This window comes from Carboxylicivirga fragile, from assembly GCF_050589805.1.
Lineage (GTDB): Bacteria > Bacteroidota > Bacteroidia > Bacteroidales > Marinilabiliaceae > Carboxylicivirga > Carboxylicivirga fragile.
The window spans coordinates 44,863-64,138 of record NZ_JBNGOY010000010.1; the positions used below are offsets into that span (position 1 = coordinate 44,863).

General features: G+C 38.4%; 16 protein-coding genes. 4 read left to right on the forward strand and 12 right to left on the reverse strand.

Annotated elements, in window-relative coordinates; all coding sequences use genetic code 11:
- Positions 1–188: 188 nt before the first annotated feature.
- The gene (locus ACRD7B_RS05830) at positions 189–566 is read left to right on the forward strand and encodes a hypothetical protein (protein ID WP_430823538.1); all 378 of its coding nucleotides are present in this window, start codon (positions 189–191) and stop codon (positions 564–566) included.
- A 903-nt stretch (positions 567–1,469) separates the two neighbouring features.
- Here ACRD7B_RS05830 and pdxA read toward each other — a convergent pair.
- From pdxA to ACRD7B_RS05885, 11 genes are all read right to left on the reverse strand, one after another.
- Entirely contained in the window at positions 1,470–2,534 is a 1,065-nt protein-coding gene (pdxA, locus tag ACRD7B_RS05835) for a 4-hydroxythreonine-4-phosphate dehydrogenase PdxA (protein ID WP_430823539.1), read from the reverse strand.
- A gap of 134 nt (positions 2,535–2,668) precedes the next feature.
- A complete protein-coding gene (locus ACRD7B_RS05840) occupies positions 2,669–4,102 on the reverse strand; it encodes a leucyl aminopeptidase family protein (protein ID WP_430823540.1) in 1,434 nt (477 codons plus the stop codon).
- A 110-nt stretch (positions 4,103–4,212) separates the two neighbouring features.
- Positions 4,213–4,617 carry a hypothetical protein gene (locus ACRD7B_RS05845; RefSeq protein ID WP_430823541.1) on the reverse strand — a complete coding sequence of 135 codons (405 nt, stop codon included), beginning with the start codon at positions 4,615–4,617 and terminating at the stop codon, positions 4,213–4,215.
- A gap of 8 nt (positions 4,618–4,625) precedes the next feature.
- Complete coding sequence (locus ACRD7B_RS05850; protein WP_430823542.1) at positions 4,626–5,615, reverse strand: DUF4837 family protein; 990 nt, start codon at positions 5,613–5,615, stop codon at positions 4,626–4,628.
- Between the two features lie 29 nt (positions 5,616–5,644).
- Positions 5,645–6,850 (reverse strand): lytic transglycosylase domain-containing protein, encoded by a 1,206-nt coding sequence (locus ACRD7B_RS05855; RefSeq protein WP_430823543.1) that lies wholly within the window; start codon positions 6,848–6,850, stop codon positions 5,645–5,647.
- Positions 6,851–6,953: 103 nt separating this feature from the next.
- Positions 6,954–7,169 carry a Sec-independent protein translocase subunit TatA/TatB gene (locus ACRD7B_RS05860; RefSeq protein ID WP_430823544.1) on the reverse strand — a complete coding sequence of 72 codons (216 nt, stop codon included), beginning with the start codon at positions 7,167–7,169 and terminating at the stop codon, positions 6,954–6,956.
- A 44-nt stretch (positions 7,170–7,213) separates the two neighbouring features.
- Entirely contained in the window at positions 7,214–8,533 is a 1,320-nt protein-coding gene (rseP, locus tag ACRD7B_RS05865) for an RIP metalloprotease RseP (RefSeq protein ID WP_430823545.1), read from the reverse strand.
- 135 nt (positions 8,534–8,668) lie between these two features.
- Positions 8,669–9,829 (reverse strand): 1-deoxy-D-xylulose-5-phosphate reductoisomerase, encoded by a 1,161-nt coding sequence (locus ACRD7B_RS05870; RefSeq protein ID WP_430823546.1) that lies wholly within the window; start codon positions 9,827–9,829, stop codon positions 8,669–8,671.
- 30 nt (positions 9,830–9,859) lie between these two features.
- On the reverse strand, positions 9,860–10,738 hold the full coding sequence (locus ACRD7B_RS05875; RefSeq protein ID WP_430823547.1) for a M23 family metallopeptidase: 879 nt from the start codon (positions 10,736–10,738) through the stop codon (positions 9,860–9,862).
- Between the two features lie 123 nt (positions 10,739–10,861).
- Complete coding sequence (locus tag ACRD7B_RS05880; RefSeq protein WP_430823548.1) at positions 10,862–11,674, reverse strand: DUF4249 family protein; 813 nt, start codon at positions 11,672–11,674, stop codon at positions 10,862–10,864.
- Between the two features lie 17 nt (positions 11,675–11,691).
- Positions 11,692–14,004: a TonB-dependent receptor gene (locus ACRD7B_RS05885; protein ID WP_430823549.1), complete on the reverse strand. Its 2,313-nt coding sequence runs from the start codon at positions 14,002–14,004 to the stop codon at positions 11,692–11,694.
- 479 nt (positions 14,005–14,483) lie between these two features.
- On the opposite strand from ACRD7B_RS05885, the gene ACRD7B_RS05890 reads away from it, so the two are divergent.
- The 3 genes from ACRD7B_RS05890 (at position 14,484) to ACRD7B_RS05900 (ending at position 18,053) form a co-directional block, all read left to right on the forward strand.
- Positions 14,484–14,699, forward strand: coding sequence for a hypothetical protein (locus ACRD7B_RS05890; protein ID WP_430823550.1), 216 nt, complete (start codon positions 14,484–14,486; stop codon positions 14,697–14,699).
- Positions 14,700–14,845: 146 nt separating this feature from the next.
- Entirely contained in the window at positions 14,846–16,531 is a 1,686-nt protein-coding gene (ggt, locus tag ACRD7B_RS05895; protein ID WP_430823551.1) for a gamma-glutamyltransferase, read from the forward strand.
- A gap of 133 nt (positions 16,532–16,664) precedes the next feature.
- A complete protein-coding gene (locus ACRD7B_RS05900) occupies positions 16,665–18,053 on the forward strand; it encodes a sensor histidine kinase (protein WP_430823552.1) in 1,389 nt (462 codons plus the stop codon).
- Here the strand turns inward: ACRD7B_RS05900 and ACRD7B_RS05905 are convergent.
- Positions 18,050–19,261: an alanine dehydrogenase gene (locus ACRD7B_RS05905; protein WP_430823553.1), complete on the reverse strand. Its 1,212-nt coding sequence runs from the start codon at positions 19,259–19,261 to the stop codon at positions 18,050–18,052. The two genes, ACRD7B_RS05900 and ACRD7B_RS05905, sit on opposite strands and share 4 nt — an antisense overlap.
- Between the last annotated feature and the right edge of the window lie 15 nt (positions 19,262–19,276).

The window sequence follows — 19,276 nt, forward strand, 5'->3', positions numbered from 1 at the left end:
TTACTAATCTAGATATAGAAAAAAACCGGCTTTAAGGCCGGTTTTTTTGTTTTATAGATATTCTATTATCTTTATTATATTCAGTTGCCTTGTATGGTTTGATCGTTTGAAATGGAGGTTGTTTTCAAGGCAATGAAATTGGCAAGACGCAGGACTTATTAGATGGAGAAATATTTAAAATCAGATTAATGATAACATTAGATAAAAAACAAAAGTGGATTGTATCTATATTATTGATTCCTATATTGATATACGTCTATATAGATGGTTTTTCAGATTATGTGAAAGAGAGAGATGAACTTTATAAAAAATATCCTAGCATTTCGAGAACCGATAACATTGCGTGTATTATTAATGAAATAAATGAAGATAAGTCTTCAGCATTGATTATTGATGATCAGAATAACCATTTTAGAATAGATATTTATGTTAGAGCCTCGCACTTATGTGATTTTGCACAAATAGGGGATTCATTATCGAAAAAAATAAATAGCAATATTTTGTGTTTGCACAAAAAATATGATGATAAGGTTCAAAAGTTTGAAATGCTTTTTCATGAGCCATAGCTTGCAGTTGTAATATCACCCGCTAGTGCGCGATTTTATCGCGTTCTATTGCATTAGAAACAGTGCAGCTTTTGTTTTTAGTTATGTATTGCCACACTCTAAATTTAGGTGGAAGCGGTATTTTTATAGATGAGCAATCCATTTATTTTTCAAGTGGCATTTTACATCTTTGGTTTTGTCGATACAAGGTGTATCGACTTGTTAGATCCTTATCAACGTGATACAAGCGCGCAGTTTTGTATCTGTCAGTCTCAAGTTGACCGCATTCAGTTCCCAAATCGATGCTGCCATTATTAATTACCACGCTAGCTAAATCTTTTTAATGTCTGTCAGGTTCAAGTAGACCGCTGTCAGTTCTAGGTGCAATGCTGTTAATCAAAAGTAGCCATCTTTCTGGATTAAACATTATACTGTCGTTATGCTTTTTAGCATCTATAGATGTCAAGTATACCGCAGTGCGTTCCCAAATCAATGCTGCTCATAGAAGGTAGACATCTGACTGTATCAAGTATTATGCTGTCACTATCTTTTACGTATCGGTCAGTGTCCAGTTTGGCCGCTGTCCGCTTCCAAACCGTTGCTGTCCATTAAAAGAACGATGCTGCCTTAGTCAAGTGTCATGCAAACGACATCTTTTAAGTATCTATAAGTGTCAAGTAGACCGCTGCCAGTTCCCTTTGCTATTGCACGCTTTTATCGTGTGATAAAATGACAGTTCTTACAATAACTAAAGTACAACGCGATAAAATCGTGCAGTGCGATGAATAAATCTCTGTGTCTCCGCGTCTTTGCGTTTATTTTAGCATAAAAAAAGCAGTTACGATATTCATAACTGCTTTGTAGTTTTAAGGAACGGTTCTTTAAGCGTGTCCTGTTTGTGAGAACCGTTCCTTGAATATTTTTTTAGTCTTTCTGCTCAAGCTCATTAACGTCGTGCGACTTTAATGGGTTTTTCATCAATTCCTTGTTTTGCTCGCGATTTTTGCAAACATCAATGGCCAAATAAACGGCTTGACGGAATGACTCATGACTTGCTTTATCCTGACCTGTTATTTCAAAGGCTGTACCGTGATCGGGCGATGTACGAATAAATGGCAATCCAGCCGTGTAGTTAACACCTTTGGAGAAAGTTAATGCTTTGAACGGCGCCAAGCCTTGATCGTGATACATGGCTAGTATGGCATCAAATCCTTTGAATTGTGCACTTCCGAATAGGCCATCTGCAGGGTATGGCCCCAAAGCCATAATGCCTTCTGCTTTTGCTTTTTCTAAAGTAGGAATGATGATTTCCTGCTCTTCGCTTCCTAATACCCCTTCATCGCCTGCATGTGGATTTAAGCCCAATACAGCAATGCGAGGTTTGCGAATGGAGAAATCCATCATAAGTGTTTTGTTCAGTGTTCTCAGTTTACTGAGGATGTTTTCTTCAGTAATCATAGCTGGCACATCTTGCATGGCAACGTGGCCGGCAACAACACCAACCTTCATATCTTCCGATACCATTAACATTAAAGCCTCGCCATCACCGGCAGCTTCTTGCAAATATTCGGTATGTCCAGGAAAAGAGAATGAGTCGGACTGAATGTTTTTCTTATTGATTGGCGCCGTTATTAGCACATCAATCAAGCCTTCTTTTAAATCTTTTACGGCTGCCTCCAAAGCAAGAAATGCAGCTTCGCCACCTATGCTTGTTGATTTGCCCAGTTCAACACGTACATTATCATCTAAGCAATTAATGATATTGATACGTTTGGTGTGCGCTTCTCCAACATTACGGATACTATTCAAACTAAAATTAGGAATATTTAAAGCCTTACGGTGGTAGGCCGCCACCTTAGACGAGCCATATATAACTGGAACAAACGAATCGTAGATGCGACTATCTGAAAGTGTTTTGAAGATGACTTCGTAACCAATTCCATTTATATCGCCATGCGTTATTCCAACTTTTATTTTAACATCACTCATATTGATTGTTATTAGTCCCGATAGTATCGGGTGGTCAGAAGTCAGTAGTTAATGCTTTGATTCCCAAAATCAACTAGATTACTGCTTCTTAATATCGTTTAATAATTCAGATAAATGTAATATAAAAAGTGCAATTAACTTCTATTTTTCAAAAAGTCATATAACAATCGAACACCAACGCCCGATCCACCAAAGCCTCGGTAGCTATCTTCTTTACGAACGAAAGCCGGGCCGGCTATATCAAGATGAACCCAGGGTGTCTCCACAAAGTGAGCCAGAAATTTGCCGGCTGTTATGGCACCACCTTCACGACTTCCCAAATTTTTGATATCAGCTATTTCTGATTTTATTAATTCATCGTAATCTTCCCAGAATGGAAATTGCACAACACGTTCGTTTACTTTAAAGCCAGATGTACTTAATTCGGAAAAGACAGTATCGTCAGCCGTTCCCATTGCAACCGTACCATACGAGCCTATTGCCATTACAGCACTTCCGGTTAAGGTGGCTAAATCAATAACCAATTCAGGATCGTATTTTTTCGAATAACTCAAGGCATCGGCTAAGATTAAACGCCCTTCAGCATCGGTATTTAATATCTCAACTGTTTTACCATTGTGCATGTTTAATATATCTCCCGGCACTATTGCGTTTTCGCCCGGACGATTATCTGTTGCTGGTATCAAACCAATAACATGCATTGGTAGTTTATTTGACGAAACGGCAACCATAGCACCAACTACCGATGCTGCACCACCCATGTCGGCTTTCATGTCGTCCAAACTTCCTGGAGGTGTTTTAAGGTTGATGCCTCCCGTATCAAATACAACACCTTTACCAACTAGTACAACAGGCTTAGTATTGCTTGCATTTTCAGGTTTCCATTCCAATATGTGAAAGGCCGGAGGATCAATGCTTCCTTTATTAACACCCAGTAAACCCCCAAATTTAAGCGCTTCAAGTTTGGCTTTGTCAAAGATGTCAACCGAGAAACCGTGCTCCTTACCTAAGTCGGTAATGGTAGATGATAATTTGGCAACATCAAGTGTTGAAACAGGCTCGTTAACAAGATCACGTGTTATAAATACACTCTCACATGTATTTTTTAATTCGTCAAGTTCGCCTTGGTTGCATACTGCCGATGCTACCCATATGGTGAAGTTTTCGAAGCTATTTTCTTTCTTACTTTTGTATTTGTCAAACTGGTATGTTGACAATGCCAGGCCTTCGGTAAGCGCTAGCGTTACTTCTTTGTTCCCACTTAGATCGTATAAGCAAACAGCCTCTTTTTTTGCCTTACGCAAGTCAGATGTAATGGTATGGCCATCCTTACGTAATTTTTCCAGGTCGGAATTGCTGATTTCGCCTTTGTTAACTATTCTCACATAGTAAACAATGCTATAGGCTTGAATGGTAATGAGTTTTTCTTTGGCTTCGGCTTTTTCAGTTACCAATGCCATGGCATCGTCGTTAAAACCAAAGTTTTTCAATACGGCAATGTCGTCAACCAGAAATATATTTCTTACTTCTGCAGGGCGATCACCCGTATGTTGTATGGATAGTTGCATATAAATTAAAATTAGATAAGAGATGAATAGATAAGAGATTATAGATTGCCAACGATGAAGTGTTGGGACGCTAAGATCTTCTATTTTGTCATCCTCATGTATTTATAATATTATTCTGTTAGCATATCTGATTCGCTTTCTTCAGCTTTACTCTGAGCTTTAAAGTACTCACGAATCATTACTTTTTTCATCTCACGATGAATGATAACTTCCGTTAAGGCGTCTTCGTAACTAGCTCCGCCCATTTCCTTCTGGTAATGATGTACCTGTTTCTCGGTAACATCAATGCGATAAAGAAAATTTAGGAACATGGTGTAATGTTCGCCTAGCACTTCCTCAATGCGCGGTTTCATTTGATTGAATAACTCTTCGTAGAAATTCTGGACATTACCTGAGAAAGTTATTTCCAAACCAAACTCAGCAAAATCTTTTATGATTTGTGCCGCTGTTTTACGAATTAAATCTTCGCGTGTACAGGCATTCTGAAGTGCTTGTCTATTGAGTTCTGGAAGCATAGAAATGGTTATTGCAATTGAAAGGTGTACATTAAAGCCTCAAGCTGACGTATCTTTTCTCGTTTGTCAGGTTTTTCAGGAGAATATACAAATCCTTCAGTAATAACAACACGGTTATTCTTAACATCGTGATGCGCCTGCAAAATAAATGGGCCGCCCATCATGTCGTTCTGAACTTTCCACAACCCTCTTAACTCAACTGTTGGTACGCCATTGATGTCTGCTCTTTTGTAGATCACAGGGAACGCATGTTCGGTTGTCATGTACGATCCTTCGGAAGGGCCAGGAACATTTTGGTGTAATATTGAATCTCGTTTATTCAAGAGGTATTCTTTCGAGAAAGTACCTTCGCCTACATAGGGGTATTCATATATGAGCATGCCTTGGTTACCCCAATCGGTATCTTCGCCTAACCATGTAATCGACTCTTTACTATTACGTTTCTTAAGGTTGGTTGGCACATTCATTTTTATTTTCCAACGTTGCTTAAGCTCTTCAATGGCTTCGGCATTTGGATAGGTTTTGTAATAGGCAATGTTTCGATCGCGAGCTGCCTTATTAAAGAAACTAACAAGACGTAATTCGTTTTCCTCAACCAATCTTCTCAATGCTGCCGTGTCCTTGGCGGTAATGCGTACCGTCGATTGTGGAGAAGCCCACATATCTTTGAAATAGCGGATGGTATCCGATTTTACATTCGGCGAAATATCGGTTACTATTAAATTACGGAAGGTCTTCATGTGTGATGAAAAACCACGGTGAGGCGTTACCAATATGTCGAAATGAGGTTCGTCCTGAGGTAATCCAAGGTAGGTTTGAATCATTGCACGCTGAAGCGTTTTGCCGGCTTCTGATTTTTTAATTTTGTCATCCATTACGATTAACAACTCACCAGCTTTACCAGCTACATTGTGTTTGAATCCACTTTTTTTATCCTTACATGCAATAAGTACTAAAACAAGTAATAAGAATGAAGTGTATTTTATGAGGTGATTCATAAGGCTATATATTTTATGAGGTGAAATATTTATTCGTCTTTTGCCAGTAGGCTATCTTTCCACATTAGTTTTTCGGGTTGAGCAATTTCGTCGCTTACAAAGAAGAAGCGTTGTTCGAACTTCGGTTTCCATACCACCAATTGCTGACCAATCAATAGATTTCGATTGCGAAGCTTGTTCCAATGCATAACATCACTTATGCGGCATTGGTATTGGATGGCTATTTTATGAAAGAACTCCCCTTTTTGAACTTTATGTGATGATTTAAAGCGTTCACTTGTGTCGCCCACCGGTTTGCTTTTGGCGATGGGTGCTACTTGCTCTTTTAATAATTTTTCATTTTGGATGAATTGTACAACCTTTTCTTTTGGTAAAAAAATGCCTACAGGTTCACTTTCCACAGGTACAAAATCTTTGGTGTAAGCAGGGTTGAGCCAACGGATTAGTTCAATGTCGGTGTCTGAAGCAGTGCAAATCTGCTCAAAACTCAAAGATTTATGAATGACAACGGTATCGATTTTATTAAAGGAAATGGGTGCATCGTTAGGAGTTACCTCGTGTCGATCGTAATTGTTCATTACGTAATTAACCGCAATAAAGGCGGGCACATAACTCTTAACAGCAGCCGGTAAGTAAGGTTGAAGTTCCCAAAAATCGGTTTTTCCACCTGATCGTTCAATGGCTTTTTGAACAACACCAAGTCCACCATTATAGGCCGCGAGGGCTAATTGCCAATCGTTAAGATTATGATGCAAGTATTTTAAATATTTACAAGCGGCTTCCGTGCTTTTTATGGGGTCGCAACGTTCGTCAACATAAGTATTAACTTCTAAATCGAACATGCGCGATGCATGGTAAAGAAATTGCCATAAGCCCATGGCACCCGACGATGATTTGGCCTTTGGGTCTAAAGCTGATTCAACAATGGCCAGATATTTTAACTCGAGCGGTAAATCGTATTTGGCCAGATATTCTTCAAACAGGGGAAAGTACAATTCGGAACGACCAATAATATTAGCCAGATGATTTCGACGTTTTACTGTGTAAACCTCAATGTATGCTTGCGTTTGTGCATTGTAATCGAGATGAATAGGTGTCAATTTGTCAAGTTCAGCCAACCTCTTCTGATACATCCAATCCGGATAATGTGGAAGAGATTCTGAATTTTGCGCACCAGAAAGGCTGAATACAGCACAAAAGGTAAATAACATGAATAAACGCCTTCTTACACTCATCGTCGATCTTCAATTAATGACGTTATATTAATATGCAAAAAGGCCAATCCTCAAAGAGGGCCGGCCTGTGTGTTTATAAAAGCTTTGCTAGTAGCTTATTAACTTACTCGGCTGTTTTTTCGTCAACCTTATCCTTGTCGTCTGACTTATTGCCAGGTTCTTCTTTACGAGCTTTTTTGAATTCTTTCATTCCTTGTCCCAAACCTTTCATTAGCTCTGGGATTTTGCGACCACCAAATAATAGAACAATCACTATTGCGCCTATGATAAGCTCTTGAGGACCGATACCTCCAAAAAGTAATACCGTATTTATATTCATGATATTCTGTTTTTTTTAATTATTACAAATTTAATAATTTGACCTTACTTTATAAAGGCTTTAAAGATATCATTTCCATTTGCGAACAACAGAAGTCCAAGCAATAGAACCATACCCGTAATTTGTGCATACTCCATGAATTTATCACCAGGTTTGCGGCCGGTAACAATTTCGTATAATAAGAATAACACGTGGCCACCATCCAATGCGGGGATAGGTAGTATATTCATGAAAGCTAAAATTAGCGAAATTAAACCAGTATTAAACCAAAATTTCTGCCAATCCCAAGTGCCATCAAATAGTTTTCCCATAGCACCAAAGCCACCTACTTGCTTAGCACCTTCTTTGGTAAAAATAAGCTTCATTTGTTTGACATAGCCAATCAAAATGTCGAAGCCCATGTCGATGCCTTTCGGGAAAGCTTCCCAAAAGCCATATTTGAAGATTTTTACATCAACGTACTTTCCATAACCAGCAGGATTGAATCCTAAGGTTCCTTGCGCACTAACTTGAGAATTAAGAGAAACTAATGAATCACCGCGATAAACATCTAAATGTATCTCACTGTCCTTGTTAGCTTTTAAAGTTGCAGTTAATTCATGAAAGAAAACGGTTGACAGTCCATTTACCGAAACGATACTATCACCTTCTTGTAGCCCTGCATCGGCAGCGTGAGATCCTTTAACAACCTTATAAACGATTGTTGGGAAACGTATGCCGGCAAAGTTTTTAACTTCTTGGCCGATCATTGTTTGATCGAAATCTTCAGGAATGCTTAGTTCAACTGTTTGGTTGCCGCGCTTAACCGTTAAATTCTCTGCATCTTCAAGTAGAATGAATTTCGCGATATCATTGGTTGTTTCAACTTCCAGATCATCTACAGTTAAAACAATGTCACCATCTTGTAAACCTATTTCTTTACCAACTTCGTGGTAATGTAAACCAAATTGTGCTGATTTTACTGGCACATATGATTCGCCCCACTTGAATAGAATCATCCAGAAGATGAAGAGCGCAGTAATAAAATTAACCAATACACCACCTACCATTATTAATAAGCGTTGCCAGGCTGGTTTAGCTCTGAATTCCCACGGTTGTGCTGGCTGAGCCATAGCTTCTTTGTCCATCGACTCATCAATCATACCTGATATTTTCACATAGCCACCTAATGGAAGCCATCCTACACCATATTCAGTATCACCTTTTTTGAATTTGAATAATGTAAACCAAGGGTTGAAGAAAAGATAGAACTTCTCAACACGTGTATTAAAGACTCTGGCGAAAAAGAAATGCCCAAATTCATGGAGAATCACCAGAATGGATAAGCTGAGTAAAAGTTGTACGGTTTTTATGAAAATTTCCATTAATTTTTATTTTTTCCAATTAAGCAACAAATATATCTTTTTACTGATAAAGCAGCACAAAAAAGTACCACTATACCTTATTTATTTTTCACAGTATTAGGTGTTGCGGTGCGAAGTGATAGAATCACTCCGTTATTATTTTCTATTATCAATAATTTGAGAAGCTAATTTGCGTGCTTCGGTGTTAGATTGCATATAGTCATCCAGGCTCGGGGAGGCAACGAAAGTCGATTGCATCATTGTTTTTTCAATAGTCGAAGACATCTCGATAAAACCAATCTTTTTATTCAGAAAACTATCAACTGCAATTTCGTTGGCCGCATTTAAAATACAAGGCATGTTACCACCTTTTGACATGGCCTGATAGGCAAGATCAAGATTCCTGAAAACCTTTATGTCAGCTTTTTCAAAACTAAGAGATGGATAATCCATAAAATTAAAGCGCTCGAAATCTGATTTTATGCGTTTCGGAAAGGTTAAAGCATACTGTATTGGCAACTTCATATCAGGTAAACCCATCTGTGCTTTCATCGATCCATCTTCGAACTGAACAATGGAATGGATGATGGATTGTGGGTGTACCACAATTTCGATTTGCTCAGGTTTGAGGTTGAACAACCATTTTGCTTCAATGGCTTCCAGTCCTTTGTTCATAAGCGATGCACTATCAATTGTAATTTTATCACCCATGGTCCAGTTGGGATGATTCAAGGCTTGACAGCGCGTTACTTTTCTGAGGAAATCCACGTTTTTACCACGGAATGGCCCTCCTGATGCGGTGAGATAGATTTTCTCAATGGCATTGTGAAACTCACCAGCTAAACATTGAAAGATTGCCGAGTGCTCAGAGTCAACAGGTAATATGCTAACTTTATTTTCAAGCGCTAACTTAGTAATGATATCGCCAGCTACTACTAAGGTTTCTTTATTGGCCAGGGCAATGTGTTTGCCGGCTTTTATGGCATTGATAGTTGGTACTAATCCGGCAAAACCTACCATAGCCGTTAGTACAATGTCGATTGATGACATTTCAACCACTTGCGCAATGGCCTCTTCACCAGCAAAAATTTTAATGTCGGTATCAACTAAGGCATCACTAACTTGTGCGAATTTCTCTTTGTTACCAATTACAACTGTGTTGGGTTTGAATTGTAAGGCTTGCTCAATAAGTAGTTCAACGCTATTGTTCGCCGTTAGAACTTCAACTTCAAAATGATCAGGATGTTGTTGAACAACTTCAAGCGTTTGTTTTCCAATGGATCCTGTAGACCCAAGAATTGCTATTTTTTTTGACATGAATATAATCTGTTCTTCTGGGTTGGTCGTTTATTCAAACGACATGTATTGTTCGGCATCTAAGGCAACGCCGTTGTACCATAACTCAAAATGTAGGTGCGGCCCAGTTGTTAATTCTCCGGAATTTCCTACACGCGCAATTGCTTCACCTGCCTGCACTTGGTCTCCCATGCTCTTAAGTAATCGCTCGTTGTGCTTGTATAATGATATTAAGTTATTGGTATGCTGAATTTGAATAACGTAACCTGTTTCAACTGTCCATCCGGTAAAAACCACAGTGCCATCAAGCACGGCACTAACACGTTCGCCTTCTTTGGTAACAATATCTACGCCGTAATGACCTTTTGAATCGCCAAATTTGTTAACCACAACCCCTTTAATGGGTGTAAATAGGAAACTGTGTTCGAGTTCAAATTTTCGACTATTGCCTTCGAATACGGCTAAGTTGAATTTCTCTTCACGTTCCACCTGCTCCCTGAAAAGCGAATCTTCTTCTGATTTTTTGAAGGATATTTTACTGTTATCAACAGGACTTGCATTTTCTTCGTCTTCCTGCTTAGCTCCAGCAGGAACATCGCCAGATACGATGGCTCGTATGTCCTTAAAAAAACGATCGCGACGATCAATCTCCAGAATCAGGCTATCAACTCTTTGAGCATTTTGAATGAGTAAGCGGCGTTCTTTACCTGACGGATATCCAGGTATGTATTCGCGCAAGCCTGTAAAAGCAATTAGGAAAATAACAGAAATAATGAGTAAAATTGAGCTAACGCCTATGGTTACAAAAACATTAAGCCTCGAAAGGCGCATGCCAAATACTTCCTCGTATGTTTGTTCGTTGAAGATGGCCAGGCGGTACTTAAACCTTAACTTCTGAACCAACTTCTTTCCTTTTTCTACCTTTGCCATTGGAGCTTAATATTCAATGAAAACAAAGGTAAAAAATCTGCGCAGAATACCGTAAAAATTTATGAAAGGTTAGTTATTCTTTAACGATCTACGTTTATGTTTTTAAATTCAGTAACGTTTTATTTATTCCATTGTCTGTATCGTAATGCTTTGGCTATCTGACGACCAAGCTCTGAAATAACCTAGGATATTAGGGCCTAGATTAGATTCTGGATTGTAGGGTGTGGTTCCGCCGGGTCTTTCGCTGGTAATCTCAGCTAATTGTGAATAATAGGTATAAGTGCTTTCATCAATAGAATAAGCTTTCACGATTACTTCATCACCAACTTCAAAACTTGGTAAAACGGGTGAATAAACGATAACTTCATCTTGTGCAAAAATATCCTGTGGAATTGCATTGTATCGCTCTTCTTGTAATGCCCCGTTTTTAAAGAATTTAATTAAGTAGTAATTATCTTCTTCAGGGTTATTGGTCAACTGCATCTCAAGGCCATAACTTTCCTTGTCTCCTTGGTGGGGGGTGCCCGATTTAACTTGCGACAGTTTCAATATCTTGGTTGGAGTCATCATTGTTGACTTTCCTTCAAATGTCTCGTTGTTCAAATCCACCTTAATTGTATACTCCTGACCAACATCACCTCGCATAAATTGGCTTGTATATAGCCCATCAGAAATATGTTGAAGTGTTTCCGAAATGCCTTCTGAATTAGAGATTGTAATGGTGGCATTGGTTTCGTACTTTGGATTTTCTTTGTTGAAATAATCATTGGTATAACTTAAACGGACTTGGGCATTTTGCTTGGGTTGTATGTCGCCATCAATCACTATACTAGGATTGGAGCTATTTAAGTCAATGTCGATTATTTCTTCGCAACTTGTAAATGATAAGAGAAGAATAGATGCGAAAAGGATTGTTATATATGTCTTATAAATCATGATGCTAGCTTTGAGAATTAAAATTTAAAGTTCCAGGTTATTGAAGGAACGATACCAAATAGACTGAGTTTAACTGCTTCTGTAGAGCCTGGTTCATCAACACTTTCTCTAAAATTAATGGAGTAAGCGTTCATTTGGTTGTAGGCATTGTATAATGAGAAGTCCCAGCTTGAATTAAACCTCTTTGTGCCTTTACCCTCCAAATGTAGGTTTAAATCCAGACGATGATAATCGGGCATTCTGTATCCATTTCGTTCTGTGAAGTAGGGTATTTGGTTATTATCGAATTCATATTTCCCGCTTGGGAAAGTGACAGCGTTACCTGTATAATATACCCAGTTGGTTGAAAGAGATACGCGTTTTGAAAGTTGATAACTAGCTACGATTGATATATCGTGTGTTTTATCATAAGCCGAATTGTACCAATTACCTTGATTGATACCGTCTATTTGATTTTCTGTTTTCGAGAGTGTGTAACTCAGCCAACCGGTGAGCTTGCCATATTTCTTTTTTAAATAGAATTCAGCCCCATAACTTCTGCCTTTTCCTTGCAATATATACGATTCGATATCCTCGTTAAGCATCACCTCAGTTCCATCTTTGTAATCGGTGATGTCATTCATGTTTTTATAGTACGATTCTATTGAGAATTTAAAGGTATTATCGTTGAAGTTACGGAAATAGCCTATTGAATATTGATCAACAGTTGTTGGCCTAACGTTTGATGTACTCGGCATCCAAGTGTCTGTTGGCTGACCCGATGTGCTATTGGATAACATATGCATGTACTGTGCCATTCGGTTGTACGAAGCTTTTACCGAACTTTTTGTGTTCATACGGTAATTAAGCGAAACTCTCGGTTCAGGTTCAAAGTATGTTTGCATAATTTTACCTTTTGCAAAATATTCCTGATCAATAATTTGGTTGTTGTCATTATAAGTTGTGTTGTATCCTTCGCCTAACTGTTCAAAAAAGGATAGGCGTATTCCGTAATCAGCTGTTAATTTGCTGTTTATTTTTTGAGTGTTGGTAAAGTATATCGAATTTTCTAAAGCTTGCTTTTTTGCTACTTTAATGTCGGGTATCGTGTTTTCCTCAAATAAGAATTCACCAGGATAGAAATTGTGGTAAGTATCATCGGATCCAAATTTCATAGTATTGTTAGCATTGGCATATAAAGTGAAGTCTAGTTTTAATCCGTAATCTTTAATGCCCGAAGACATACTTCCCTTATCTCCAAAATTAAAACCGTAATTGTAATTGCTGTAGATAAATGTTGCATTAAAAAATAGCTTATTACTGAATAAATGGTTCCATCGTAGTGTGCCAGTTGTATTGCCCCAGTTCATCCCCATGTCCTCAAAGCCAAAGTCGTCGAGGCCAAAATAGCCTGAAAGAAACAATCTGTTTTTATCATTTATTTTGTAATTAAGTTTGGCATTTAAATCGTAAAAATAAAGATCAGCACCCGATTCGATAATGCCGGCTGATTTGGCCGCTATGTCGGCATAACTGCGGCGACCCGATACAATAAACGAAACTTTGTCTTCTACGATGGGGCCTTCAAGGGTTAAGCGAGATGAGATTAAACCGATGCCGCCCGATGCTGAGAAATTTTTACTGTTTCCATCGCGCATGGTTATGTCGAGCACCGATGCGGCTCTACCACCATAATTAGCTGGGATACCTCCTTTATAAACTGTCATTCCTTTGATCGCATCCGGATTGAAAACGGAGAAGAAACCCATCAAATGCGATGCGCTATAAACCGGAGCTTCATCTAATAAAATCAGGTTTTGGTCGATGGAGCCACCGCGCACGCTAAAACCATTACCACCTTCCGATACAGTGCTTATGCCTGGTAGAAGTTGGATGGTTTTTAGTACATCTCGCTCACCAAATAAAACAGGTAATTTACCAACATCTTTCATGTCAAGCTTTTCGACACCCATTTTCGTTGCACTTAAGTTCTCATCTTTCTTTTCGGCCTTAACAACTACCTCGTTAAGTTTTGTATCGGCATTGCCTAGTTCAACATTGATTTGTTGGTTGCTGGTTAGGCTAATGCTTATAGTTTGTGTTTGATAACCAATGAAACTAAAAAGAATTTGATAATCACCTTCGGGTAGTGTCAAAGAGTAGAATCCATAAGTATTAGTCATTGTTCCGTTGGCTTGATCGGAAGTGTATATGGTTACACCTATTAAATCTTCACCAGTATCAGCTTCGCTAACCCTTCCGCTAATTGTGAATTTGTTTTGGGCATTTGCTATGAATGAAAGGCAGGTAAATAATGTGAGTAAGAAAAAAGAATGTGTTGTTATGCGCATCGCTATATGTATTGTATAAGGTGTGCAAATGTACTTTTATAATGCTATTTCTTCTAATTCGTCATGGCGAAACAGTAATTTAATGTAATGAAATCATGATTTTGGCTAACCAATCAGGAACAAATTTAGAAATCGCATTGGAGTAATTGTTGTTTTTTATTGATAAAACCACGTAACCTTGAGGTGAATCTATGGTCAAGGTATGTATATAAATAAATGAATATGTGGTTATGTATCTGATATCAAGGCGTTAGGATTGCATTTTTGCCCATATTGGCTTCGTTTATCATTGTTTTTAGGGTGTTTATGTAAGTGCGTTTATTTTTATCTACATGAACAGTTTATTTGTCACCTCAATGTCCTGAACTCGTGTAATAGCCTCTCTTTTGCTTGGTTACAGTCGTGATCTGTTCTACTTTTACATCGAACAAAAAACAAAACAGTGGACGGTTTTATACAATCAAAAAAATAGGGGAAAGATGGTTTTACAATTGATTGCAGCACTGGGGGAAATAAGAACACACAACAAAGTAGGAAGTATTGACTTTCCGAAGAAAAACGAATTGCAAATTTCTTTTAAAGACACATTTGTAGATTTGGTGATACCAATCCGACCGGATATGGATAGTCATTTATTAGTAGGGATTTTTTATAATTACATAAATCGTCCTGAAAGTAAGTTAGCGAGAGCATAAGTGGTTGATTCTTATGATATGAAACTGCAGAAGAAAAGTGATTGGACTTTTTCTTCTGCAGTTTTTTTATACTTTTAAAGAAGAATATATTTGTGTTTAATGGATTGTAATTTTGTTGTCCATAAATCCGCATAAATTAACTCGCTATGAAACTCACATTATTGCTTTTTTTAAGTTTGACGATTGCTAACCAACTGTTTTCTCAAGATCGTATAACAGGTAAGAATTTTGCTACGCGAAGTGAGGTGATTGCTAAAAATGGGATGGTCTGTTCCTCGCAGCCTTTGGCAACACAGATTGGCTTAGATATTCTTAAACGTGGTGGTACAGCCGTAGATGCTGCCATTGCAACTAATGCAGCATTAGGCCTGATGGAGCCAACAGGTTCAGGAATTGGGGGTGATATATTTGCCATAGTGTGGGATGCAAAAACACAACAATTGTATGGTTTAAACGGCAGTGGTCGATCACCAATGGCACTTACATTGGATTATTTTAAGAAGGAGGGGTATTCCAAGATTCCTGCTTTTGGACCATTGCCAGTAAGTGTGCCAGGCTGTGTTGATGGATGGTTTGAATTACACGATAAGTTTGGATCAATGCCAATGGCCGATATTTTGGCCCCAGCTATTGATTACGCTGAGCAAGGATTTCCTTTATCTGAACTTATCGCCTACTATTGGGGACGATCATTTGAGAAGTTTAAAGACTATCCTAATGTTGTTGAAACATATGGAATTGATGGGCAAGCTCCGGAAAAGGGTGAGCTCTTTAAAAATAAAGGATTAGCAAATACGTATCGATTACTTGCTAAAGATGGTCGCGATGCTTTTTATAAGGGCGAAATAGCCAAGCTTATTGAAGACTTCATGGAGGAGCAGGGCGGTTTTCTTTCCAGGGAAGATTTAAAACGACATAAAAGTGAATGGGTGACACCTGTTTCAGTTAACTATCGCGGCTACGATGTATGGGAATTGCCACCAAACGGACAAGGTATTACTGCGCTTCAGATGTTGAGTATCCTAAAAGGGTATGAGTTTGAAGAGCATGAATATGGAACAGCTCGCCACCTTCATTTGGCAACTGAAGCTAAGAAATTGGCTTTTGAGGATAGAGCCAAATATTATGCTGACATGAACTTTGCGAATGTGCCAGTTGATGAATTAATTTCAGATGCTTATGGAGAAACCAGGCGGCAATTGATTGATGAAAATAAGGCAGCTTTTTATGATGCCGGAAGTATAAGTAAAGGTGAAACCGTTTATTTAACGGTAGCTGATCAATGGGGAAATATGGTGTCGCTGATACAAAGTAATTACAGAGGCATGGGTTCGGGAATGGTGCCTTCGGGTTTGGGTTTTATGTTGCAAGATAGAGGTGAGCTTTTTTCTTTAAATGAAGGAGATGCCAATGTATATGCACCTGGCAAAAGACCATTTCATACAATTATTCCAGCCTTTGTTACGAAAGATAATAAGCCTGTGATGAGTTTTGGAGTGATGGGCGGTGATTTTCAGCCTCAGGGGCATACGCAGATTATCATGAATATATTAGATTTTGGTATGAATGTGCAAGAAGCTGGTGATGCGCCGAGGTACAGTCATGATGGCTCATCCAAGCCAACAGGCGAGGCTAAAAAGGGAAAGGGAGAAATACACATTGAAACAGGCTTTGATGCTCAGCAGATTTTAGAATTGACCAAAATGGGGCATCGCGTTTGCTTTTCACCTGGCGAATATGGCGGTTATCAGGCTATTTGGTACGATGCTAAAAATGGCGTTTACGTAGGAGCATCAGAGTCGAGAAAGGATGGTCAAGCGGCTGGTTACTAAATAAGTTTTCCAAATCTTATGATTCATTTATGGTTAAGAATAAGGCGTCAGACTAGCAATTTAAACAACTGGTCAAAAAAACTTTGGTAGCTAATGTCTTTTACCTAATTTCTCGGATAATTAATGATTAAGAATGAGTTGGAAGAAGTGGTTTTATAAGAAAGAAACAGCCTTGAAAAGATTTCAAGCAGTTGAGTCAACTGTTTATGAAATTTTTGCACCTAATAATAGGTACATCGGAAGGCAGTTCTTTCAGCACATCGCACCTCGCTTGTGTGAATTGACCGGCGCCAATTATGTTTTAATCGGAAAATATCTTAAGAATACCAATCAGGTATCAACTTTGGTATTTGCCAATGGTAAACTGTTAAAAGAAAATTTCATTTACGATCTTTCTGATAGTCCTTGTGAACGTGTGATTGGCAAGAAGACTTGTAGTTTTCCAAAGTCGGTTGCTCAATTGTTTCCAAAAGATAGGGCTCTTGCTAAAAATGGAGTGGAGGGATATATTGGTGTTCCGCTTTTTAATTCAAGTTATGAGCCTAATGGCATATTAGTTGCGCTTTTCAAAAAGCCATTGAATAAAAAGCTGGTGAAAACCATTGAGTCACTGATGTACTTGTATACAGCCAGAATGAGTACAGAGATCGAGCATTTATCAGCAAAAGATGAAGTTGAAAAGCGCAATATCGAGCTGGAATTAATGCATCGTGCGCTTAAAGAGAAGAATAAAAAGCTGGATGAATCACTAGGTGAACTCAATCGAATTCAATTGAAATCGCAGGAGTATGATCAGTTAAAGTCCACCTTCTTGGCTAATTTGAGTCATGAGCTTCGAACTCCTATGAATGTTATTCTTGGATTCTTAGAGTTGCTTCGATCAGAAGAATTAAGTTCCGAAGAGCGCGAAGAATATATTAATATCATTAATGTTAATGGACTTCAGTTGCTTAAGGTGATGGATAACTTGATTGATATATCCAAATTACAGACACGCCTACTACAAGAAGGCCCAAGTAGGTTTAGTTTGAAAGATTTAATGACTCAGCTGTTGATTCATTATAGAAATGAGGCAAATACGCTTCAGAAAAATGTGAGAATTGAGTTTACTGAGGAATCGCTTGAGAAAGTAAAAGAGGTATATACTGATCAGGATGCTTTATTAAAGGTGTTAAATCACTTATTGGATAACGCTTTGAAATTTACCAGTACTGGTGATATTAGTTTCGGATGTTCGTATGAAGCCGATTACTTACATTTCTATGTTAAGGATACGGGTATTGGTGTACCTGAAGGTAAAGAGAGTGTTATATTTGATATGTTCAGACAGGTTTCTACAAGCTATAATCCTGAGTTTGGTGGAAATGGCCTTGGTTTGGCTATCTCCAAAAAATACATTGATACACTTGGTGGTCAAATTTGGTTAGATAAAAACTATACGAAAGGTGCCTGTTTCCGATTTACCATTCCCTACGAGGTAGTTCGGGTAAAATCGGAGGTGTCCAATGCTGCATTAGATTAAAACGCAGCCATTAATAAGCCAATGTCTTTCGACGGTATGTTAAATCGATTCCCAATTAAATCGTTGGTTAATATTCCTTTGTAGATATAAATACCATGGCTTACTCCAACTTCCTCTTTAATAAGGTTTTGAATGCCACCTACTTCACCTAAGCGTAAAAGGATGGGTGTAAAAATATTACTCAATGCAATGGAAGCTGTTTTTGAAACACGAGAAGCAATGTTTGGTACGCAATAGTGAATGACACCATGCTTATTAAAAGTTGGTCTGTCATAGTTTGTACACTTACTGGTTTCAATGCAACCGCCTTGATCCATACTTAAATCAATAATGATAGATCCCTTTTTCATTTGTGAAACTTGCTCTTCGCTTACCATAAAAGTATGTCCACGCTGGAGATAACGAAGGCTGCCAATAACTGCATCTGCACTTTGCAAGGCTTTGGTAAGTGACTGAGGGTGTAAGACTGAAGTGAATATGCGCTGTCCCAAATTTCGTTCTAACTCTCGTAGCTTGTGGTACGAATTGTCAAATACCTTAACGGTAGCTCCTAAGCCAAGAGCGGCCCGGGCGGCAAACTCTCCAGCAGTACCTGCGCCTAATATTACTAATTCCGATGGAGATATTCCAGTGACTCCGCCTAACAGTACTCCTTTCCCATTAAAGGCTTTACTTAAATATTCACTTGCTATCATTACAGATGCAGCTCCCTCTATTTCACTCATGCTACGTACTACAGGGAAGCAATCAAAGGCATCTTTTAGTATTTCAAAACCAATGGCATTAACGCGTTTGTCCATTAAATGTTGAATGGTTTCACGCGATTGATTATACATGTGTAACAAGGAGATCACAACCTGGTTGGGTTGTAAAAAGTCAATTTCCTCACTCGTTAGAGCTGATACCTTTAGAATAATATCAGCTTTGAAAACTTCTGTTTTTTTAGATATGATTGCACCACATTCTGAAAAGTCATGGTCAAAAAAATGGCTACGATCACCAGCCCCCGATTCCAAATATATGGTATGCCCATTTTCGGTTAGCAATTCTACGCCTTGAGGTGTAAGCGGAACGCGGTTTTCGAAAGTAGAAGAGTCTTTAGGTATTCCAATTGTTACCTTTTTCTTTCTTCTTCCTGTCTCCAACATTTCTTCCCTTGGTAAAAGGTGAGTCTGACTCATTGGAAAATAAGGTGATTTTTCGCCCATCTGGATATCTAATTC